A 22,934-nucleotide genomic window follows, 5' to 3' on the forward strand; every position below is an offset into this window, starting at 1 on the left:
TGTTGGTTTTGCGGTGGTGATAGTGGTGGGGAAACGCCCGGTTAACCGTTCCGATCCCGGTAGCTAAGCCCATTCGCGCTGATGGTACTGCAACTTGGTGGTTGTGGGAGAGTAGGTGACTGCCGCAATATTCTTTAAGGTGAGGGGTCATTCCACTTCGGTGGGATGGCCCCTTACTTGTATTCACGAGTGGTGTGGTGGGGGAGTGTTTCCTGATTCCAATCAGGGGAGGCTCCTCCACCATTCTTCATTCACGGCTTCGAGATCTCGCAGCGCCTGCGAGCAGGAGATTCTCTCAATTCTGGGCCTGACCATCGGTTGAACTTTCCCAAATTCCTACGCGTGGTTCAGTCCACAATGATGGACTGTCTAGGTAGTGTGGTGGTCACAACACGTAGGAAGGTACCGCTCATGCTCAACCGTCTGCACGATACCCTTAGGCTCCGGACCAACCCGGCGATCTTCTTTTCGTCAGCCGCGGTCATCATTCTGTTCGTGCTCGCCACGATCTTTTTCACTGACGCTCTCGACAGTGGTGTCTCTGTCGCGTCGGACTGGCTGCTGACGAACCTCGGATGGTTCTACATCCTCGGCGTCACCGTCTTTTTGGTCTTCCTCATCTACATAGCCGCATCACGGTACGGTCGGGCCAAGCTCGGCCCGGACAACGAGGAACCGGAGCACTCGAATGGTGCCTGGTTCGCGATGTTGTTTGCCGCCGGCATCGGATCGATCCTCATGTTCTGGGGAGTCGCGGAACCGGTCAGCCACTTCGGCGACCCACCTCGGGGGTCCTTGGGCATCGAACCCGGTACGGTCGAAGCTGCCACCGACGCGATGAACTTCACCTATTATCACTTCACCCTGCATACCTGGACGATCTTCACCCTGCCGGCGTTGTGCTTCGCCTACTTCATTCACAAGAGGAACCTGCCACCGCGTGTGAGCTCCATCTTCCAGCCGATCCTCGGTGAGAAGATCCATGGTCCCATCGGCAAGTTCATTGACGTTGTCGCCATCATCGGAACGGTCTTCGGTATTGCGGTATCTATCGGTCTTGGCACATTGCAGATCAACGGTGGTCTGGCCCAGGTCATCGGCATCCCGGAGAATGCACTTTGGCAGCTCATCATCATCGGCGTGGTCTGCGGCTTGGCGACTATTTCTGTGTCAATGGGTCTGGACAAGGGCATCAAAGTGTTGTCGAACATCAACATCGTGGTAGCTGTCCTGTTGCTGATCTTCATCATCGTCCTCGGGCCCACCTTGTTCATGGCTCGCGGCATCTTCGAATCCTTGGGCACCTACATCCAGACGCTTCCGGAACTGGCACTGTGGAATGACACCTTCGCCGACACAGGCTGGCAGAACACCTGGACGGTCTTCTACTGGGCCTGGACCATCACCTGGTCGCCCTTCGTGGGTATCTTCATCGCCCGGATCTCCCGCGGTCGTACCATCAGGCAGTTCGTCATCGGAGTTCTCGCGATTCCGTCGGCCTTCTCCGTCATCTGGTTCGGAGTCTTCGGATACGCTTCCTTTGACATCGAGTTCAATCAGGGTGGTGGACTCGTCGATCGCGTCGTGGAACAGGGTGATGTCCCTGGTGCGCTGTTCGCATTCCTCGAGCATTACCCGCTAGCTGCGCCAGTGTCCGTTATCGCCATCATCTTGGTGATCATCTTCTTCGTCACCTCGGTGGACTCTGCGGCTCTCGTGGTGGACACGATGAACAACGGTCACGAAGACTTCAATCCGTTGGGGCAGCGAATATTCTGGGCTCTGGCTATTGCCGTTGTCACCGCGGCGCTGCTCGTCTTCTCCGGTTCGGGTGGACTCGAGGCACTGCAGTCGACGATCATCCTCGTCGGGCTCCCGTTCTTCATCATCGCGTACTTCCAGATCTACGCCCTCATGCGAGCGTTGCGTGAGGACGCCGGTGAACTGCCACGAGTGCGAATGCGCAAGTGGAAGAAGGTGCTCCCACCCGAAGAGGTCGAGCGCAGGGCCGATGAAGACGACGTCTTCGCTCATGAATACGACGATGAGGAAGAGGTCGTGACTGCTCCCGAAGCTGTTGAGCCGGCGCCGGAGTTCCGCGACCCCTACATCTCTGAAGATGGAAAGAAGAAGAAACGCTACGGAACGCTGGCCAGTCGAACCGGCAGCGCGAAGAACGAGCCGGATCGTCCGTCCTCATCCGAGTGATCTCTTGAGGTCCGTCTAAGACGGGCAAGGGGCTGGTCATACCTGCGTGCCGGGTGTGGCCAGTCCCTTCTCTATCCACCAACCTGAGCATCGCCGTCCGAACTCGGCTGCTTGGACTGAGGCCCTGGCGATGAGCTTCTCGCCTGACAGATGACGAGGAGGGCCCCGCTTGTCAGCGGAGCCCTCCCAGACGGTCCATCTCCTTGCGTCAGAGCACTGTTCGGTCTCGACCGCTCAGCGCCAGGAGGCGAGGTATCAGGATCCTGATTTGATCATTTCAGCGCACTTCTCACCCATCATCATCACCGTGATGTTGGGGTTGACCGTCGTGATCTCCGGCATGGCCGAAGCATCGACGACGCGGAGGCGGTTGACGCCCTTGACCCGCAGCTGGGGATCCAGCGGCGACGACTGGTCATCGGCGGCACCCATGCGTGCTGTTCCCACCGGGTGGTAGACGGTGTTGTGGGTGCGGGTGATGTAGTCCTCGATCTGCTCATCGGTCTGCACATCCTTGCCGGGGAACAGTTCCTCACCGGCCCACTCGGACATGGCGTCCTGGGCGACGATGGCCCGAGCCTTGCGGATGCCGGCGATCATGACGCGCATATCGTGGCCCTCTGGATCGGTGAAGTACCGAGGGTCGACGTGGGGCTTGTCCCGGAAGTCACGCGAGCGCAGACGCACGGTGCCGCGTGAGCGGGCATGCGTGACATTGGGCGTCAGGCAGAAGGTGTTCTCCGACGTCGGGTATCCCTGACGCAGGGTATGCATGTCGAACGGCACGGAACCGTAGTGCATCATCAGGTCAGGGCGGTCCAGGCCCTCCTCTGTGGGGGTGAAGATGCCGGCTTCCCACCACTGGGTGGAGTCGTCGACCATGGGCTTCTTAGCATCCCAGGCGATGACACCTTCGGGGTGGTCCTGCAGGTGTTCACCGACTCCCGGCGAATCGACGCGAACATCGACACCCACCTCGGCGAGGTGGTCCTTGGGTCCGATTCCGGAGAGCATCAGCAGCTGCGGGGTGTTGATCGCACCAGAGGAGACGATGACTTCCCGCTTGGCTTCGATGCGCTTGGTGTGACCGAAGGCGTTGTTGACGACGTGGACGCCGGTGCAGTTCTCCTGCTCATCGAACTCGAGGACCTTGGCCTGAGTGTCGGTGAGAATCGTGAGATTCTCACGGTCGAGGATCGGGTGCAGGTAGGACACCGAGGAGGACGAACGTGTGCCGTCGGCCTTGCGGTTGACCTGGAAGAAGTTGGCACCGTTGATGACGGTTTCGCCTTCGTTGAACTGAACGCGGGGGATGCCCTCCTGCTCACAGGCGTCGAGCAGGGCAACACCACAGGGATCGTTCGGCGGCACATTCATCAGGTGCACGGGGCCATCGTGACCGTGGTGATCACCGGGAAGCTCGTTGTTCTCCAGCTTCTTGTACAGGCCGAAGGTGTCCTTCGATCCCCACCCGGTGGCGCCGAACTTGGTCTCCCAGTCGTCGAGATCCTCACGCGGTGCCCAGAAGGCGATGCATGAGTTGTGCGAGGAGCAGCCGCCGAGGACCTTCGCCCTGGCATGCCTCATATGAGAGTTGCCGTGCTCCTGCTCCTCGATGGGGTAGTCCCAGTCGAAGCCGGACTCGAGCAGTTCCATCCAGCGGTTGAGGCTGAGGATGACGTCTTCGCCGACATCGGTCGGGCCCGCTTCCAGCAGACCGACGCTGACGTCGGGATCCTCGCTGAGGCGTGCTGCCACAGCTGCACCCGCGGAGCCTCCGCCCACGACGACATAGTCAAAGCTATGAGTTGTTTCCACGTTCCGACTCTCCTTATTTGCTGTGATCGGGGAACCAGCCGGTGACGGCGGGCTCGAGGTTCTGGTAGATGTGCTTGGCTTCCTGGTACTCGGCCAGGCCGGTCGGTCCCAGTTCACGGCCGAAGCCCGACTGCTTGTATCCGCCCCACTCGGCCTGCGGCAGGTAGGGGTGGAAGTCGTTGATCCAGATGGTTCCGTGGCGCAGGCGCTGGGCGACCAGCTGAGTCTTGCCCGCATCCTGGCTCCAGACCGCACCGGCGAGACCGTAGTAGGTGTCGTTGGCGATCTCGACGGCCTCGTCGACCGTGGAGAAGGTCTCTACGGTGACGACAGGACCGAAGGCTTCGTCGGAGACAACGGACATTCCGCGTTCGACCTGGTCGAGGATGGTGGGCAGGTAGTAGTAGCCCTTTTCCAGTTCGCCTTCGCCCCATTTGCCGCCGCAGCGCACACGAGCGCCTTCGGCGACGCCCTTGTCGACATAGGCTGTGACCTTGTCGCGGTGGGCTGCGGAGATGAGCGGTCCGGTTTCGGCGTTGTCATCGAAGGGTCCGCCGAGGCGGATCTGCTGAGCACGTTCGACGAGGCGGTCGACGAACTTCTCGGCGATCGATTCCTCGACGATGAGTCGGGCACCTGCGGAGCAGACCTGACCGGAATGGACGAATGCGGCGTTGAGCGCGTTGTCGACAGCGGCCTCGAAGTCCGCGTCGGCGAAGACGACGTTCGGGTTCTTGCCGCCGAGTTCGAGGGCGATCTTCTTCACGGTTGCTGCTGCGTTGGCAGCCAGCAGGCGTCCCGTGACCAGGCCACCGGTGAAGGAGACCATGTCGATGTCCTCATGTGTCGACAGCGGTGCTCCAGCATCTGCACCGGCGCCGAGGATCAGGTTGCCGACTCCTGCCGGCAGTCCCAGCTCTTCGAGCACCTGCATCGTCAGGATCGCTGTGTGCGGGGTGAGTTCAGCAGGCTTGAGGATGAACGTATTGCCGGCTGCAATGCAGGGAGCGATCTTCCATGCGGCCTGCAGCAGCGGGTAGTTCCACGGGGTGATGAGGGAACAGACGCCGACTGGCTCATGGACGATGCGGCTGGCGACCGTGTCGGTGCCGGCGTCGACGACGCGGCCCGCGTCGTTTGCGGCCAGTTTGCCGAAGTAGTCGAAGCAGTTGGCGATGTCGTCCATATCGATCTCGGACTCGACATAGCGCTTACCTGTGTCGAGTGACTCGGCACGAGCGAATTCTGCTTTGCGTTCCCGCAGGACCGACGCGAACTTGAGGAGAAGATCGCCCCGTTCGCTGGCGGGCACACTTGACCAGACACCCGAGTCGAAGGCGCGTCGGGCGGCAGCGATCGCGAGCTCGGTGTCGGCTGGGCTGGCTTCGTCCACCTCGGCGACGAAGCTGCCGTCGGCAGGATTATGGATCTCTCTGATCCCGCCGTTTTGGGCCGAAACCCACTGTCCATCGATGAAAAGCGTGTTGGGCACGATGTCTCCTATTCCTTGATGGTGAAAATTGCTGAGATTGAGTTTGAGGTTCTCCGTTGCACCACTGCGGGCGGGGAGTCAACGCTGTGCGCATGCCTCCTCTTTCCGCTGGTGGTGACGCTTCCGGAAGCCACGATATGCGAACAAGGGTGTCCTATGCTCAATCGAATGAATCGGATCACAGAATGGGGGCCTCATGGTACGCATATGCGGGTCTGCGCGGTGTTGGATTCCGGTATCTGTCTCCGCAATGGCGGTCCCGGAACTGTTGGCACCTTTGGTGCTGTGCCGAGCCGTCTTCTTCGGTCCTGGCTCAGAAGCCGCGGTGACAATGAGCACAATTGCAGGGAGGGCGATTGCGCAATTGAAAGAGCCGACAATCCCACTGCAATTGCCGAAGTTACGGCTGGGAACGCTGTGCGTGCGCAAGTAAATTGTAATTGCTGATGTAGTTTTGCGTGTCAATAATGCCATTGATGCGGGCGTGCACGAGGAATTGACTCTCATGCTCGAATCCTCCACGCCAGGCTTCATTAATCCCCTACTGACCGCGATGAGATGACCGTACGTCGCCGCAGGCCACTGCCAGCGGGACGTTTCGCCATGATTCTAACAGAGGCGTTGAGTGAGCCCTTGAACGATTGCTCGGCCCGGATTTCTAATAGGGGAGCGTTCCTTCTAACCATTCGCCCAGCGGTCACATGACCGCTGGAGGTTACGGAAGACCCTCAAGCAATTCGGCCTTAACTGCCCGCCTGCGGAGAAAGAGAACTTACCGCGGCCGCTGCCGCTCTTCACCCACCGTCAATACGTGTCCCCACGCACAGGACTCAACCGTTTCGAGTGCACTAGAATGGTGCGGAATCATTGAAAAGACTTTATAGGGAGAATCGTGGCCCCAGGGGATTCGCGAGACAGCCAGCAGAACCGCCGCTCAGACGGCGGGCGCCGCTCAGATCGCGACAGCAATCACAATCGTCGACAGGACTCCACCCAGTCCCGGGACGAGCGCGGGTCACGTAACTCCGATCGTCGTGACGATCGTCGTGGTGGTTACCAGGGCAATCGCGGTAACGATGGTGAGCGTCGTGGTGGTTATCAGGGTAACCGGAGTGAGGGCGGCGAACGTCGTAGCTTCGGTGGAGACCGTCGTGATGATCGTCGTGGCGGTTACCAGGGCAATCGCGGTAACGATGGTGAGCGCCGTGGCGGGTACCAAGGTAACCGGAATAACGACGGTGAGCGTCGTGGTGGTTACCAGGGTAACCGGAGCGAGGGCGGCGAACGTCGTAGCTTCGGTGGAGACCGTCGTGATGATCGTCGCGGTGGCTACCAAGGTAGTCGCAGCAACGACGGTGAACGTCGTGACGATCGCCGTGGTGGTTACCAGGGCAATCGCGGTAACGATGGTGAGCGTCGTGGCGGTTACCAGGGTAACCGCAGTGAAGGCGGCGAACGTCGTAGCTTCGGTGGAGACCGTCGTGATGATCGTCGCGGTGGCTACCAAGGTAATCGCAGCAACGACGGTGAACGTCGTGACGATCGCCGTGGTGGTTACCAGGGCAATCGCGGTAACGATGGTGAGCGTCGTGGCGGTTACCAGGGTAACCGCAGTGAAGGCGGCGAACGTCGTAGCTTCGGTGGAGACCGTCGTGATGATCGTCGCGGTGGCTACCAAGGTAATCGCAGCAACGACGGTGAACGTCGTGACGATCGCCGTGGCGGCTACCAGGGCAATCGCAGCAACGACGGTGAACGTCGCGGTGGCTATCAGGGCAACCGGAGCGAAGGCGGCGAACGCCGTAGCTTCGGTGGAGACCGTCGTGATGACCGTCGTGGTGGATACCAAGGCAACCGGCGCGATGATCGTGGAGGAAGCCGACGTCGTGACGACGGCGGGGGCGACCGCGGAGGCTTCGGTCGGAACAACAACGACCGCAGGGCCACACGATCAACGGATACCGGCGAATACGCACGCGAACAGCGTGCCCGTCGACCGCGCATCCAGGAACCGCCGATTCCCGAAGAGGTCACCGGTAAGGAACTCGACAAAGAGCTTCTTGGTCAGCTGCGTTCCCTTGATAAGGAGAACGCCGCAATGGTTGCCAAACACCTCGTCTCTGCAGGAGGGTTCCTGGACGTCGATCCGGAACGCGCCTACGAACACGCGAAGGCAGCCATGGCCCGTGCGGGTCGCGTCGGCCTGGTCCGAGAAGCCCTCGGCATTGCCGCATATCACGTGGAAAAGTACGACGAGGCAGTTCGCGAACTGCGTACTCACCGACGCATCTCCGGTTCCAACGAGAACATTGCGCTCATCGCCGATGCAGAACGCGGTCGTGAAAAGCCTCAGAAGGCCATCGAACTGTTCGAGTCGGCCGCCGAGCTCGAACTCGACAACGATGCTCGCACCGAACTCGTCATTGTTGCTGCCGGAGCCAAGTCGGACCTCGGTGATCTCAAGGGCGCACGTGCTCTGATCGAGGCGGAAGACTTCACCCAGAAGCCAAGCGGTGGACTAGTGCGACTCATGGCCGCATACTCCGACGTGCTGCGCCTGCACGGCGAAACCGAGATGGCCGATAAGTACGAAGAGCTATCACGTCGCACGGCCAAGGCCACGGGAACACTCTTCGGGGACGAGGAACCAGACCCCAACCTCGGCGTGGAAATCGAGACCGTCGAAGAGATCTCCGATGAGGAACTCATCGAGCCAGGCGATAAAGCTGCGGACGACGCAACACCTGAGTCAGACGCTGCAGCCGAAGGCCAGTCAGCTGACGAGTCAGCCGCTAAGGCAGCAGATGCCGAGGCCGTCGACGCCAGCACAGACAGCCCTGCTGCAGACGAATCCTCTGCAGACGACGCTGAAGCCGTTCAGGTTCCGGCGAAGTCGAAGACGCATGTCTCGGAGAAGGAACTGAAGAAGGTCAAGGTTTCCGAAGAGGAGATCGAAGCCGAACTCGACGAACTGCTGGAGGACGCTGAAGCGGGCGACGCTTCCAGCGCGGAGACTTCAGAAGCCCCAGAGGAATCAGACACGAGCCTCAACGCAGCTGATAACGCGGATCCAGAGGAGCCGGGCGTCTCGTACCGGCTGAGCGGTAATCAGTGACGCCAGTCGCGAACGCAACATCACCAGTCGGTCGACGTGCGCCCGAGGAATCGGGCGCACCGATCGACTGTGTGCTGTTCGACCTCGACGGCGTCGTTTACCACGGGCCTGACCCGATCTCCGGCGCAGTGGAGGGCATCAACTACCTTCACGAGCAGTCCATCCCCGTCAACTATGTGACGAACAACGCCACCCGCACCGCCGAGGTGGTGGCCGAACACATCTCCACGCTGGGAATCAGCACGACACCTACCGAGGTGACCACCTCAGCGCAGGTGCTGGCCAGTCAGCTGGCGGCAAAGTTCGGAACCGGTGCATCCATCTATTTGGTGGGCGCCACTGGCTTAGCCACAGCGCTGGAAGCCGAAGGTCTCAGCGTCACTCGCAGCATTGACGACGCCCCCGTCGCCATCGCCCAGGGCCTCGACCCGGACATCACCTACCAAACGATCGTGGCCGCCTGCGAAGCCATCACGGCAGGCATCGAATGGTGGGCGAGCAACCCCGACTACTCGATGGTCGGGACCCGGAGCCGAGTCCCCGGCAACGGCGCTTTCATCGACATGCTCTCCCAACTCACAGGTGCACAGCCGACCATCGTCGGCAAACCCTCTCCTCACATGATGGAGTTCGCCGCACACCGGATCGGTGCCACCCGCCCACTCATGGTCGGAGACCGCCTCGACACGGATATCGAGGGTGGCAACTCGGCCGGATTCGAAACCGCTCTCGTCCTCACCGGCGTCCACGACATCCATGACGCTCTGCGAGCACGTCCCGGTCTGCGCCCCACCTACATCCTGCCCAGCCTGCGCGGCCTTCCGAAGCTCATCAGGAACAGTGCGCACAGCTCGTCGGCGTGCCGAATCGTCGATGGCCAGCTGCGCCTGGACGAATCTGGCAAGGTCGGGTCCGCCGACGTCGAGGACGCTCTCCGATTAGCATGGGAGGCGATGGACCGCGGCGAGGACGCGGCTCCAGGGAATCTGCCACGGAGGATCCATGACTGAACCGATGCACGAACCACAGCAGGCTGAAGCGTCCAGCCAGGCTGCCGCACCCAGCAGACCTGCAGCGCCGGCACCGACACCGGCCTCAGTCAACGGTGATGTGCCGGTTGAAAACTGGCGTCGCGACCTGGAGCAGATCGGTGACGCCCCCAGCACCGAACGCCACGGACTTCTGTCCACACTGCTCGACGACCTCGATGCACAGGTGAGTTCATTGTGAGCAGACTCGACCGCGCACTGGTCGAACGGGAGCTGATCGCCACACGGTCCCGTGCGGCACGAGAGATCGCTGCCGGACGCGTCAGCATCAACGGCAGAACAGCCGCGAAACCCTCACAGGACGTGACCGAGGCAGACGACATCACTGTCACGGAACCCGACCCCTGGGTGGCACGCAGCGCGCACAAACTCCTCGGCGCCCTCGACTCCTTCTCCATCGCTGACTTCTCAGGCAGGACCGCGCTCGATGCCGGAGCCTCCACCGGCGGGTTCACCCAAGTCCTCCTGCAACGAGGCGCCAAAGAGGTCTGGGCCGTCGACGTCGGCCACGACCAATTCGATGCCGGACTCCGCCAGGACCCACGAGTCGAAGTCCGCGAGGGCCTCAACCTGCGTGAACTGGAGAGCTCGGACGTGCCGCAGGTCGAAGTGGTCGTCGCCGACGTTTCATTCATCTCCCTGCGCCTGCTGTTGGCACCTCTTCTGGCTGCCACACTGCCTGGCGGCGAACTGCTGCTCATGGTCAAACCCCAGTTCGAACTCGCCCGCGGGGCACTGGACAAACACGGCGTCGTGACCACCGTGAGCAAGCGGCGTCGAGCCCTTGACTCCGTCCTCGCCGGCATCGCCGAACACGACGCCCGCGTCGTCGATATCGCGGCCTCCGTGCTTCCCGGTCCCAGTGGAAACCGTGAGTACTTCCTGCGTGTTCGACCAGGCAAAACACGAACCGAGTCCGATAGGCTCAGCGAGGCGGACATCGCAACCCATCTGGACCAGATCATGAGAGGAGAGCCGTGAGCCGACACATCATGGTGCTGCTGCATCCCCAGCGCGAGGAATCAGCAGTGGCAGCAGTGAGCGTGTGGAAGGCGCTCCTCGACGACGGAATCATCCCAGTCGTCTTAGACGAAGAGGTCCTCGACTTCGCCGCACGCAGTTCCCACGCCGGCGTGCAGCAGGAGCTCCTCAGCCGCTGCGAGGTCATCGATCCGGCCGAGCTCGCGATCTGGAAGACCAAATGTGAACTCGTCATCGTCCTCGGCGGCGACGGCACGATCCTGCGCGCGGCCGAACGTTTCCACGGTTCCGGTGTCCCGCTCATGGGCGTCAACTTAGGCCATGTGGGCTTCCTCGCCGAGAGCGAACGTGAAGACCTCGCCGAGGCGGTCCATCGGGCCTCCCAGCGTGACTATCTGGTCGAGGAACGTCTGGCCCTCGACGTCACCGTCTGGCACGAAGGGGAGGCGATCTACAATGCCTGGGCCCTCAACGAAGCCACCATCGAGAAGACGTCGAAGGCACGCATGATCGACGTCGTCCTCGGCGTCGACGCCCGACCCGTATCGTCTTTCGGCTGCGATGGAGTCATCCTGGCGACTCCGACCGGTTCGACCGCGTACGCATTCTCCGCCGGCGGTCCCATCGTCTGGCCCGAGGTCGAGGCACTGCTGCTGATCCCGATCTCAGCCCACGCTCTGTTCACCGAACCGCTCGTCGTCAACCCCGACTCCCGCCTCGGCGTCGAAATCTCTCCGAGCAATCCCGACTTCTCCGCAGTCCTGTGGTGCGATGGGCGCAGAGCCTTGGAACTGCCCGCCGGGGCACGGATCGAAGCCAAGCGTTCACAATCACCGATCAAACTGGCCCGACTTCACACCGGTCCCTTCACCGATCGATTGGTGGCGAAGTTCCGACTGCCCGTCTCCGGTTGGCGGGGACCGATCGAGGAGGCGTAGATGATTTCCGAACTCAGGATCTCCCACCTCGGCGTGATCGCCGAAGCAGAGGTCGAACTCTCCACCGGCTTCACCGTCGTGACCGGTGAGACCGGTGCCGGTAAGACGATGTTCGTGTCTGCCCTGAGCCTGCTCATGGGCCGCAAGGTGGGTGCAGGCGTGGTTCGCAAAGGTGCGGAGAAGGCCGAAGTCGAAGGTATCTTCTCCTCCGTCACCGACTCCGTGCGCTCCCGCATCGAAGAAGCAGGCGGCAGCGCCGAGGACGAAGCGATCATCTCCCGCACCGTGGCGCAGAAGGGTCGCGCCCGCGCCACCGCCGGGGGACGCACCGTCCCGATCTCTGTGCTGACCGAGATCTCCGATGAGCTCATCACCCTGCACGGACAGTCCGAACAGCTGCGGCTCAAAGGCCCAGCCCAACAGCGGCAGCTCCTCGACGCCGCCGGAGGACCCGAACTCGAGGCCGTGGCCGAAAAATACCACGCAGCATTTGAGAACTGGCGCGAGACGCAGACTCGAGTGGCCCGGATCAAGGACAGCACCGCGGCCCGCCGGGAACGCATCCTGTGGCTCAACGGCTGCCTGGAGGCCATCGACAAGATCCGCCCGGTCCCAGGCGAAGACGAAGCCCTGACCGCCCAGGCCGCGAAACTCGGTGCTGCTGCCGAGATCACCCAGGCCGTCGGCAGCGCCCATGACCTGCTGCTGGGCAGCGAACTTGACGATGCCGGCGCCGCCGTCGACCACGTGCACCAGGCGATCAGTGCACTGACCGACGTGGAATCCGCGGATCCGGAGCTGGCCCGCATCAAGGCCGCCCTCAACGACGCGGTTCTGCGCCTCTCCGACTCCGCCGCAGAACTCAGTTCCTACCTGACCGGTTTCGACGAGCTGGGGGAGACCTCACTGGAAGAGACCGAAGCCAGAAGAGCCGAACTGGGATCACTGGCCGCCTACGGTCAGGACGTGGCCGAAGTTCTCGACTTCGAAACACGTTCAGCCCAGGAGCTGGCCGAACTCGAGGCCGATGACCGCGATCTTGGACAGCTTGACGCCGAACTCGACGAAGCCCGCAGCGCCATGGAAGCCGCAGGCCACGCACTGAGCGAGATCAGAACCGCGACCGCGGAGTCCTTCTCTCAGGCCGTGAGTGCAGAGCTGGCAGCCCTGTCAATGCCGAAGGCCAAGGTGACGTTCGAACTCACCGAACGGGAACCGGCATCCCATGGCTGCGATGATGTTCGCCTCACCTTCGCCCCACACGACTCTTCGGTCGGTGACGACATCGGCAAGGTCGCCAGCGGCGGTGAACTCTCCCGAGTGATGCTCGCCATCGAAGTCGTCCGCGCGGCAGAGGAAGCCATTCCCACTTACGTCTTCGACGAAGTCGACGCCGGGGTCGGTGGCAAGGCCGCCATCGAGATCGGCCGTCGCCTCGCGAAATTGGCTGAGAACGCCCAGGTCATCGTCGTCACCCACCTGCCTCAGGTTGCGGCCTGGGCCGACACTCACGTCACGATCGTCAAGGACGACGACGCCGAGACCGTGAAGTCCGGGGTCCGAGAACTCAGCGAAGATGAACGTGTCATCGAACTCTCACGGATGCTCGCCGGAATGGAGGATTCCTCCTCGGCGAAGGCCCACGCAGCCGAACTCCTCGACTCAGCACGGCAGGTCAAGACCGGCTCGGCGGCGCTGACATGAGAGAATGGGCGAACCATGAAAGCGCGTAGAACCAGGGAGAAGCCCACAGTCCCGACCAGGTCTGGCCCGGCTCCTGCCAGACTCGACCGGCGGACGAAAGACCTCACCAAACGGTTGAGCGCAGGCGATATCGCGGTCATCAAACACGGCGATATCGACCGGATCTCTGCCGAGGCGCTCGTGGCCTGCAAACCCGCCGCAGTCATCAACGCGGACAAGTCGATCTCCGGCCGCTACCCCAACCTCGGGCCGGGAATCATCATCGACGCGGGCATCCCTCTCATCGACGCCACCGGCCCTGAGATCTTCGATCTAGTTGATGAGAACTCCGAGATCAGCATCGCCGATGGCACGGTGTTCCTGGATGAGAAGGGGATCGCCACCGGCATCGTCCAAACCGCGGAGACAATCGCGGAGGACATGCACGCAGCCGAAGCCGGAATGAATTCCGTGCTCGTGGACTTCGTCGACAACACGATCGAATACATCCGCAAGGACTCAGACTTACTCTCGGCCGAACTCGTCGTCCCCGATGTGGCCACGAAGTTCGACGGTCGACACGTCCTCATCGTCGTCCGCGGCTACCACTACAAAGAGGACCTCGCGATCCTCGGCTCCTATATCCGCGAATACCGCCCCCTGCTCGTCGGAGTCGACGGTGGAGCCGACGCCATCATCGAAGCCGGATACAAACCCGACATGATCGTCGGCGACATGGACTCCGTCTCCGACACCGCACTGACTTCCGGGGCCGAGATCGTTGTCCACGCCTACCGGGATGGAAACGCACCCGGCACCGAACGCGTCCATTCCCTGGGCGTCGACTGCGTCGCCTTCGCGGCATCGGGCACCAGCGAGGACATCGCCATGCTGCTCGCCGACGACAAGGGGGCAGACCTGATCGTGGCTGTGGGCACACACGACACCGTGATGGAGTTCCTCGACAAGGGCCGCAAGGGCATGGCCTCGACATTCATCACGCGACTGCGGGTGGGCTCGAAGCTCATCGACGCCAAAGGCGTCTCGCTGCTGTACCGACAGCGGATCTCCAACCTGCAGCTGAGCGTCCTCATCATCGCCGGCCTCGTCGCCCTCGGTGTGGCACTGTTCGCGACCGCTGCCGGCCAGACCCTGATCGGACTCATCGGAGCCCAGCTCGACGGAGTCTTCGGATGGATCGGCTCCCTCTTCGGCGGCGACCCTGCTGCATCTTCACAATCTGCCAGCATCATTCAAGGACTGACCAGTGATTGATTTTCGTTACCATCTTGTCTCTCTCGTCTCGGTGTTCCTGGCCCTGGCGGTGGGAATCGTCCTGGGTGCCGGACCGCTGAAGGAACCGATCGGTGAGTCCCTGCAGAGCCAAGTCGACGCACTGCGAGCAGACCGCGATGATCTGCGTGCGAAGATCGATGCGGCCAACGGCAATATCGACAAGCAGAACGACTTCGTGACCTCTGCCGCCCCCGAACTCATCGGCGACTCACTCAAGGGCAAGGACGTCAGCATCATCGGCGCTCCGAAGGCCGACCCCGAGCAGGTCGAAGAGGTCACCAACCGGATCAAGGAAGCCGGTGGAAAGATCGGCGGCGATGTGTCCTTCGTGGACAACACGCTGTCACTGACCGACTCCGCTGATTTCCTCTCGACATTGCGCGACCTGGTGCCGGACCTGCCCAAGGACGATTCCACAGCGCTGCGATCTGCCCTTGTCATCGCATTGACCGGCAACGCCTCGATGTTGGAGAAGGGCAAGGATCGCGACGTCGCAGAGAAGAAGTCCTCGGCACTCTTCGACGCCTTCGTCGACGCGGGTCGGCTGCGCACCGACACCGACCACAAACCGACTCCGCTCTTCGTTGTCGTCGACGATGAGAACTCGAAGCTGGCAGAAGAGACCGAGCCCAGCCCCGATGCCACCGACGACAAAGCCAACCGCACCCTCATCACCGACTTCATCAATTCGCTGACCTCGGACTCGAAGTCCGTGGTCGTGGCCGGTGACGCCGGTTCGGCCCAGAACGGTCTCGTATCCATCCTGCGCACCGAGAAATCTCGGGCCAGCACCGTGGACGGACTCGGACTGGGTGCAGGCGCGGTCATCACCGTCCGCGCCCTCGCCGCTGGTGTGGCCGGGACCCACGGCCACTACGGCTTCTCCAAAGATGCCGAACAGATCATGCCAGGGAAGGACTGAGATGATCCGCTCACTCGTCAGCTCCGCCGTCGCCGGCCTTCTCGGATACACGGCGACCAAAGCAATCCTGTCCTCGAGTCTGCGCACCCACGACAAGGTCGTGCGCACGAATCACGCCGGCAACGACGTCTCACTCGTCGAAGGACCAGCTGTGACTGCTGGATTGGTTGCAGGCAGCCTCCTCATCGAAGCCCCACGACAGCGCGCGGCCACCCTCCTGGTGACCTCCGTTGCAGGAGGTCTGGGCGCGGTCGATGACTTCCTCGAATCGGGGGACTCGAAAGGACTGCGGGGCCACCTCAGCGCCCTGGCGCATGGCCAGCTCACGACCGGCGGGATCAAGGTCATCGGAATCCCCGCGGCCTCGATCGCCGCGGCGACGATTCTGCGCACCGGAAGAAGCCGCCACGGGTGGCTCTCCTCGAACCGAGCATCCGCCGACCAGACCTGGTTCGGTTCGACGCTCGACGTCGTCGTCACCGGAGGAGTCATCGCCGGGACAGCGAACCTGTTCAATCTGCTCGATCTGCGGCCCGGCCGCGCCCTCAAAGCGGGCCTGCTGACGCTGGCCTTCATGCCCCACAAACACGGTCTGACCTGGGCACCCGGGGCGGCCATCGCCGGCAGCAGCGCGGCGGCATGGCCCGATGACCTCGACGGATCGGTGATGCTCGGCGACACCGGTGCCAACGCACTCGGTGCGGTACTGGGTACGATTCTGGTCGAGAATTCGACACCCACGCAGCGTGCGCTAGTTCTTTCCGGCCTGGTGGGTCTCACCCTGCTGAGTGAGAAGGTCTCCTTCACCTCGATCATCGAATCCACCCCTGGACTGCGGGAGATCGACGCCTTCGGTCGCGAGGTCGTGTGAGTAAGCTGGTTCGGGTCTTCGCCTCTGCGGCGCTGCTCGTCTCGGTCATCACCCTGTTCACCCGACTTGTCGGGTTCCTGCGCTGGCTGGTGTTCTCACCCGCGGTGGGCGCCGGGTCGGTCGGCAATGCCTACCAGACAGCGAACCTGGTCCCCAACATCCTCTTCGAAGTCGTCGCAGGTGGTGCACTGGCAGGGGCCGTCATCCCTCTGCTCGCGATTCCGCTGGCGCGAGCGGACAAAGAGACAGCAGGACGGATCGCCTCGGCGCTGCTGACCTGGGCGGTCTCCGTGACCCTGCCGCTGAGCATCATTCTTGCCGTATTCGCACACCCGATTGCAAGGTTGCTGACCGGCACCAACGTTGACGTGCCTGCACAACTTGAGGCCACTGCTGTCTTCTTGCTCATGTTCTCCCCACAGCTCGTTCTCTACGGCATCGGGGCGGTGCTCACCGGTGTGCTTCAGGCGCATCGAAAGTTCATTTGGCCGGCCTTCGCACCGTTACTGTCCAGCCTCGTCGTCATCGGCTCGTATATTGCGTACAGCAACGCCGGTGGAACCGATGGCTCCTGGCAGACGCATATCGGTTGGTTGGGCTGGGGCACGACCATCGGCGTCGCCGCTCTCGCACTGCCCCTGGCGCTGCCGATGCGCACCACAGGATTGCGCATCAGACCCACCTGGAGTTTCCCACCCGGAGTCGCTCGTCGGGCACTGCGGCTGGCCGGAGCAGGCATGGCGGCGCTGCTGGCACAGCAGGCCGCGATGCTTGTGACCATTCTCGTGTCGAACCATTCCGGCGGCACGGGCACTTTCGTTCTCTTCAGCTACATCAACGCCGTATATCTCCTGCCCTACGGCGTCCTTGCGGTGACAGTCGCCACGGTGATCTTCCCCGCCCTGTCGTCCTGGGCCGGTCGGTCGAAGGACCCCGATGCCAGCGCCACGGATCGCGATGCGGCCGGAGTCGGACTGCGACGTCTGACCTCGACGACGACCGCACTGATCATCAGCATCGGCCTGCTGGGCACAGTCATCCTCATCAGTGCGGCAGGGCCCCTGCAGACGTTCTTCACCGCGATCGATAAAGCAGGCGAACAAGGAGACGCGCCTTTCGACTCAATGAGTCTGGCGATCATGGTCATGGCCCTCGCCGTGCCTGGCTGGTGTTTCGTCGCTTGGGGCACCAGAGTGTTCTACGCGCTGGAGCATTCGCGTCATTCAGCGGTGGCGACGACGACTGGCTGGGTGCTGGTCATCGTCGGAATGCTGTTGGCGTTCCTGGTCACCAACGCCGAGGGCGATGACGGACTGACTCTTGTAGCAATCTGCGTCGGCTATGCCATCGGCATGAGCGTCGCCGGAGGCTTCCTGCTGACCTCGATGAGGCGGGTGCTGGGTCCAACCGGGCTCCACAGAGTATTGCGCCGAGGACTTCTGTCATTGGTTGCTGCTGCCCTCGCCTCGGCAGTCGGTGCAGTGGTCTCCCATTGGCTGGCTGGGCCATTCGGCATCGATGCGCTGTCCTCTGTCGCCAACGGTGTGGTCTCCGCACTCATCGGCTGCGTGGTCTTCGCCGCGATCCTCGCCTTCGACAGGGGCTTCATCTCCGAGGTGCGGACGGTGCTCTCCAATCGCCGAGGCGGTCCTGACCTGGCAGAACAGACCGACCCCGCCGTACGGGCCGCCCAACCGACCTCCCCGACCGGGACCGAGTCTGGCGCAGCACCCGATCAAGGCACTGCACCCGAGCGTGAATCCGGCACTTCACCAGAGAATGAGGATGAGAGAGAGGATGAGAGATGAGAATCGTCTACGTGCTCGGAACATCGACAGGGGGAGTCGGCACCCATGTGCGAGCACTGGCCCGGGACGTCGCCGCTGCCGGCCACGAGCTCGGGGTCATCGGACCTGCCTCCACCGACGAACATTTCGGTTTCTCCTCACTGCCTGGAGTCCGCTTCGCCGCACTCGACATGGGCACCGGCATCGGTGTCCGAGACGCGGCTCTGATCCTCCGACTGCGCGAACTCATCGCCGGCTTCGACGCCGACATCGTCCACGCCCACGGCTTCCGTGCCGGTTTCGTGGCCCTGCTGGCGACACGGAGTCTGCGGGCGCGACCGCAGTTCATCATCAGCCTGCACAATCGGGCCAGCGGTCGGAGCCTACGCGGACGAGTCGAAGCCGGCATCGAAACGCTGCTGGCCAAGGGTGCGGACCTGACACTGGGAGCGAGCACCGACCTCGTGGCCCGTGCCCAGGACCTCGGCGCCAGAGACGCCCGGTTCCTGCCCGCTGCCGCACCAGAAGTACACGAGATTCCCGCCGAGGCGGCCGCTGCCACCCGTGCAGGCCTGGCTGAGGAGTTCGGATTCGGACCCGAGGCCGTCCTCGTGCTCGCCGTCGGGCGTGTCGCACCGCAGAAGAACTATCCGCTGCTTGTCAGAGCGTTGGGCCACCTCGCCGAATCGTCGGGGGAGACCTCCAGGACCCCTGAGCTTGTGTTCCTCATTGCGGGAGCAGCCGACCAGAACGTCCTCGACGAGGTGCGCGGACAGTACGAGAACCTCGCGGCCACCTCGGCGGTACCTGCCTTGCATTTCCTCGGCCCCAGAGACGATATCGCCGAACTCAACGCGGCCGCGGATCTCTACGTCCTCACCAGTGTCTGGGAAGCCCGTGCCCTCGTGTTGCAGGAGGCACTGATCTGCGGACAGGCCATCATCGCCACCAGCACCGGTGGCACGACGGAGCTCGTCGGTGATGCGGGCATTCTCGTCGCTGACGATGACGATATGGGCCTGGCCGCAGCCATCGGCGAACTGGCTGCGGATCCCGCTCGCCGGGCCGAGCTGGCCGCGCGAGCTCGGGCCCGCGGAGCCCAACTTCCCGATGAGAGGGAAGTAGCCAAAGAACTGGTGGGCATATACACGGAACTCATGCCCTCCCAGGTAGGGTAGAAGCAGCGTCGATCTAATGAAAAGGATGAGGAAATGAGCGAATCCGGCGAGGTCCACCCACTCAGCGCAGACACGAGAATTCTGCATGTACTCGCCGAAACTACGGGTCCCGTCGTCGAAGTCGCGAAACTCGCAGTGCTCGGGCATCTGCGCGCCGGCTTCAAGGTTGCGGTCGCCGCCCACCGTTCGCTGCTGGGCACATTCGGAGTTCCCGAGGATCTGGCGGACAACTTCCGCGAGATCGAGCTGGCAGCACGACGACGCTTCACCTTGGCAGATCCCAATACCGCATTCACTCTGCACAAGTACTACCAGCACGTGGACATCGTCCACGCCCACGGCCTGCACGCCGCGACGCTCGCCGGCCTGGCCTTCACCGGCCTCCCCGCCCGACTGCACCCGAAGATCGTCGCCACGATCGAGTCCTTCGATGCGGCCGGCGTCATCGAGAAGACCGGCGCCGAGATCGTGGGCCGCACCGCGACCGCGATTCTGGGCACCACCGAACCGGTCGTCGACTATTTCGGGGGGAAGGTTCCCGTGGTCGAACGCGCCGAACTCGTCCACCCGGACATCGACATCGACCTCACCGTCAGGACACCGCGTGCACAGGTGCGCAAGGAACTGGGCGTCGAAGAGGGCACCTGGATGGTCGCCAGCCCCATCGCCCTGCGTGACCACACTGCTCTGGCCACGATCCTCGACGCTGCCGACCAGATCAACACGAAACGACCCGGCCGACCAGTCGTCACGGTCCTCACCGGCACCGGCAAGGACCGGAGCACGATCGAGTCCGCCTTCGCCGACCGCCACGTCATCGTCGCCCCGGCCGGTGACCTCGTCGACGTGGCAGCCGCCGCGGACGTCGTCATCGCCAGTGAGACCATGACCGGGCTCAGCCACGAAGACCTGATGCAGCTGTCGAAGCCAGCGGTCTTCATCGGCAACCCACGACGCGCCGGCATCTGGGGTGCGGCGGCGAAGACCGTTGCCGCCGATGATACGGATGCACTTCTGAGTGAGATCAATCATCTTCTCGATGATCCAGCCGGACGCGGATCCCAGGCTGTAGCCGCCAAGAAGCGCGTCATTGACGTGAACAACGGGGCTGCGATCTCAGCGACCCTGCTTGATCTCTACGCCGAAGTCGCCGAATCGTCAGATTCGTGAGCCGGACTTTGATAGGATCAAATCCCGTGGTGAATCGAACTGGCCCAGGCGGCACAAATACGGCAAAGCACATCTTCGTCACGGGAGGCGTTGCCTCTTCGTTGGGCAAGGGACTGACGGCTTCGAGCCTCGGTCACCTGCTCACTCAGCGCGGACTCTCAGTAGCAATGCAGAAACTGGATCCCTATCTCAATGTGGATCCGGGAACAATGAATCCCTTCCAGCACGGCGAGGTCTTCGTCACCGAAGACGGTGCTGAGACCGACCTCGACATCGGTCATTACGAGCGCTTCCTCGACGTCAATCTGGACGGTGCGGCAAATGTCACGACCGGACAGGTCTACTCCTCGGTCATCGCCAAGGAACGTCGCGGCGCCTACCTCGGCGACACCGTTCAGGTCATCCCGCACATCACCGACGAGATCAAGTCGCGGATGCGGGCTCAGGCCGAACGTCCCATCGATGAGCGTCCCGATGTCATCATCACCGAAATCGGCGGAACCGTCGGTGACATCGAATCCCAGCCGTTCCTCGAAGCCGCACGACAGGTGCGTCACGACATCGGCCGCGACAATGTGTTCTTCATCCACGTGTCTCTGGTTCCCTACCTCGGGCCCTCGGGCGAGCTGAAGACGAAGCCGACCCAGCACTCCGTGGCGGCACTGCGCTCGATCGGCATCCAGCCCGACGCGATCGTGCTGCGCTCCGACCGGGAGCTGCCGGATTCGATCCGCACGAAGATCGCTTCCTCGTGTGACGTGGAATCCGACGCTGTCGTGTCCTGCGTCGACGCTCCCAGCATCTACGACATCCCGAAGGTCCTCCACGACGGAGGCCTCGACGTCTATGTGATCCGTCGCCTCAACCTTCCTTTCCGCGATGTCGACTGGACGAAGTGGGATTGGGTTCTCGAACGCGTCCACAACCCCAAGCACCATGTGCGCATCGGCATCGTCGGCAAATACATCGACCTGCCGGATGCGTACCTATCGGTCACCGAGGCGCTGCGAGCCGGAGGCTTCGCCAATAACGCCAAGGTCAAGGTCGAGTGGATCGCCTCCGATGACTGCGACACCGAGGCCGGTGCCCGTGAGCGTCTGTCCGGCCTCGACGCGATCTGCGTGCCCGGCGGCTTCGGCATCCGCGGTATCGACGGAAAACTCGGCGCACTCGAGTACGCTCGCACGACCGGCATCCCGACCCTGGGTCTGTGCCTGGGTCTGCAGTGCATGGTCATCGAGTATGCACGGAACGTCGCCGGCATCGATGACGCCTCATCGTCAGAGTTCGACCCCGATACACAGGTCCCCGTCATCGCGACGATGGCCGAGCAGCTCTCCATAGTCGAAGGCGAAGGCGATCTGGGCGGAACCATGCGCTTGGGCACCTACGAGGCGAAACTCGACGAAGGAAGTGTCGTCGCGGGAGTCTATGAGTCGACGCTCATCTCCGAACGTCACCGTCACCGCTACGAGGTCAACAACTCCTATCGTGACGATCTGGCCAAGGCCGGTCTGCGCTTCTCGGGCACCTCACCCAGCGGTGAGCTCGTAGAGTTCGTAGAGCTGCCGGAGTCCGTGCACCCCTACTATGTGGCGACTCAGGCTCACCCCGAGCTCAAGTCACGTCCGACCAATGCTCATCCGCTGTTCGCCGGACTCGTGGCAGCGGCACTGAAGGCTCAGAAGTAGTTAGGACTCACGTGAGCGATCTGCGCGACGAAGCCTATACGCCGAATATCACCGCATCCGACGTGGTCTACCACGGGGCAGTGTGGAACATTCGGCGTGAGACCTTCGATCTGCCTGAGGCAACCGGGTTGGTTCGCGACATGATGGCTCACACAGGTGCTGTGGCCATCGCGTGCGTGGATGAGCAGGAGCGGATCCTGCTCATCCAGCAGTACCGCCATCCCGTCCGGGCCAGGCTTTGGGAGGTCCCCGCGGGTCTCCTTGATGTGCCCGGTGAGGATCCCTTCGATGCCGCCCAGCGTGAGCTGGCTGAGGAAGCCGATCTCCGTGCGGCACGGTGGGAAGTCCTCACCGACTCCTGCCTGACCCCTGGCGGCAGCAGCGAATCCATCCGCCTGTACCTGGCCAGGGACTTCGAGCTCATCGCCGACGAGGACCGGCACGAACGCAGCGAAGAGGAAGCCGGCTTCAAATTCCGGTGGGCCAGCCTCGACGAGGCCATGGACGCGGTGTGCGCGGGCGAGATCACAAACTCGATCGCACAGCTGGCAGTCCTGCAGGTGGACCGCATCCTGCGTGCCGAAGCCGCCGGGGAACCCACCCGGACCCGCAGCGTCGATGCACCGCGCCGTCTCATCGACGGCCGTGCCGATGCAGCAGTCGCTGCGGGCACTGCCGAGGCAGACACGGCAGACACTGCCGGCGGCGCTGACCGACCGCGAGCCTGAGGGCTGA

At 62.7% G+C, this 22,934-nt stretch carries 18 protein-coding genes and 1 rRNA gene; 16 read left to right on the plus strand and 3 right to left on the minus strand.

All coding sequences use genetic code 11. The annotated features are described in order from the left end of the window. Positions 1–9 precede the first annotated feature (9 nt). A 5S ribosomal RNA gene (rrf, locus tag INT29_RS00005) occupies positions 10–128 on the plus strand. 283 nt (positions 129–411) lie between these two features. Beyond that, positions 412–2,208, plus strand: a complete 1,797-nt coding sequence (locus INT29_RS00010) for a BCCT family transporter (RefSeq protein ID WP_009883059.1) — start codon at positions 412–414, stop codon at positions 2,206–2,208. Positions 2,209–2,463: 255 nt separating this feature from the next. Here INT29_RS00010 and INT29_RS00015 read toward each other — a convergent pair whose 3' ends face one another. The 3 genes from INT29_RS00015 to INT29_RS00025 form a co-directional block, all read right to left on the minus strand. Continuing rightward, positions 2,464–4,026: a GMC family oxidoreductase gene (locus INT29_RS00015; protein WP_096146992.1), complete on the minus strand. Its 1,563-nt coding sequence runs from the start codon at positions 4,024–4,026 to the stop codon at positions 2,464–2,466. Between the two features lie 13 nt (positions 4,027–4,039). Beyond that, positions 4,040–5,518 (minus strand): aldehyde dehydrogenase family protein, encoded by a 1,479-nt coding sequence (locus INT29_RS00020; protein WP_096178453.1) that lies wholly within the window; start codon positions 5,516–5,518, stop codon positions 4,040–4,042. 1,015 nt (positions 5,519–6,533) lie between these two features. Next, positions 6,534–7,367: a hypothetical protein gene (locus INT29_RS00025; RefSeq protein WP_193070376.1), complete on the minus strand. Its 834-nt coding sequence runs from the start codon at positions 7,365–7,367 to the stop codon at positions 6,534–6,536. A gap of 249 nt (positions 7,368–7,616) precedes the next feature. Between INT29_RS00025 and INT29_RS00030 the strand changes: the two genes are divergently transcribed. From INT29_RS00030 to INT29_RS00095, 14 genes are read left to right on the plus strand one after another with little or no spacing between them, the layout of a single operon-like run. Further along, the gene (locus INT29_RS00030) at positions 7,617–8,633 is read left to right on the plus strand and encodes a tetratricopeptide repeat protein (protein ID WP_101574759.1); all 1,017 of its coding nucleotides are present in this window, start codon (positions 7,617–7,619) and stop codon (positions 8,631–8,633) included. Continuing rightward, entirely contained in the window at positions 8,630–9,643 is a 1,014-nt protein-coding gene (locus INT29_RS00035) for an HAD-IIA family hydrolase (protein WP_193070377.1), read from the plus strand. The genes INT29_RS00030 and INT29_RS00035 overlap by 4 nt, the downstream gene beginning before the upstream one ends. Continuing rightward, complete coding sequence (locus INT29_RS00040; protein ID WP_193070378.1) at positions 9,636–9,863, plus strand: hypothetical protein; 228 nt, start codon at positions 9,636–9,638, stop codon at positions 9,861–9,863. The genes INT29_RS00035 and INT29_RS00040 overlap by 8 nt, the downstream gene beginning before the upstream one ends. Then, on the plus strand, positions 9,860–10,663 hold the full coding sequence (locus INT29_RS00045) for a TlyA family RNA methyltransferase (protein WP_193070379.1): 804 nt from the start codon (positions 9,860–9,862) through the stop codon (positions 10,661–10,663). Before INT29_RS00040 ends, INT29_RS00045 begins: the two co-directional genes overlap by 4 nt. Beyond that, a complete protein-coding gene (locus INT29_RS00050) occupies positions 10,660–11,601 on the plus strand; it encodes an NAD kinase (RefSeq protein WP_193070380.1) in 942 nt (313 codons plus the stop codon). The genes INT29_RS00045 and INT29_RS00050 overlap by 4 nt, the downstream gene beginning before the upstream one ends. After that, positions 11,602–13,305: a DNA repair protein RecN gene (recN, locus tag INT29_RS00055; protein ID WP_101574763.1), complete on the plus strand. Its 1,704-nt coding sequence runs from the start codon at positions 11,602–11,604 to the stop codon at positions 13,303–13,305. 15 nt (positions 13,306–13,320) lie between these two features. Then, on the plus strand, positions 13,321–14,559 hold the full coding sequence (gene steA / locus INT29_RS00060) for a putative cytokinetic ring protein SteA (protein ID WP_193070381.1): 1,239 nt from the start codon (positions 13,321–13,323) through the stop codon (positions 14,557–14,559). Further along, positions 14,552–15,502 (plus strand): copper transporter, encoded by a 951-nt coding sequence (locus tag INT29_RS00065; RefSeq protein WP_193070382.1) that lies wholly within the window; start codon positions 14,552–14,554, stop codon positions 15,500–15,502. Before steA ends, INT29_RS00065 begins: the two co-directional genes overlap by 8 nt. A gap of 1 nt (position 15,503) precedes the next feature. Further along, positions 15,504–16,373, plus strand: a complete 870-nt coding sequence (locus tag INT29_RS00070; RefSeq protein ID WP_101574766.1) for a hypothetical protein — start codon at positions 15,504–15,506, stop codon at positions 16,371–16,373. Next, the gene (gene murJ, locus INT29_RS00075) at positions 16,370–18,181 is read left to right on the plus strand and encodes a murein biosynthesis integral membrane protein MurJ (protein ID WP_193070383.1); all 1,812 of its coding nucleotides are present in this window, start codon (positions 16,370–16,372) and stop codon (positions 18,179–18,181) included. The genes INT29_RS00070 and murJ overlap by 4 nt, the downstream gene beginning before the upstream one ends. Next, entirely contained in the window at positions 18,178–19,338 is a 1,161-nt protein-coding gene (locus tag INT29_RS00080) for a glycosyltransferase family 4 protein (RefSeq protein WP_193070384.1), read from the plus strand. Before murJ ends, INT29_RS00080 begins: the two co-directional genes overlap by 4 nt. A 33-nt stretch (positions 19,339–19,371) precedes the next feature. After that, on the plus strand, positions 19,372–20,508 hold the full coding sequence (locus INT29_RS00085) for a glycosyltransferase (protein ID WP_193070385.1): 1,137 nt from the start codon (positions 19,372–19,374) through the stop codon (positions 20,506–20,508). Between the two features lie 8 nt (positions 20,509–20,516). Next, positions 20,517–22,199: a CTP synthase gene (locus INT29_RS00090; RefSeq protein ID WP_226831622.1), complete on the plus strand. Its 1,683-nt coding sequence runs from the start codon at positions 20,517–20,519 to the stop codon at positions 22,197–22,199. An 11-nt stretch (positions 22,200–22,210) separates the two neighbouring features. Continuing rightward, entirely contained in the window at positions 22,211–22,927 is a 717-nt protein-coding gene (locus INT29_RS00095; protein ID WP_257930277.1) for an NUDIX domain-containing protein, read from the plus strand. Positions 22,928–22,934 lie beyond the last annotated feature (7 nt).

The organism is Brevibacterium sp. FME37, assembly GCF_014897485.1.
GTDB lineage: Bacteria > Actinomycetota > Actinomycetes > Actinomycetales > Brevibacteriaceae > Brevibacterium.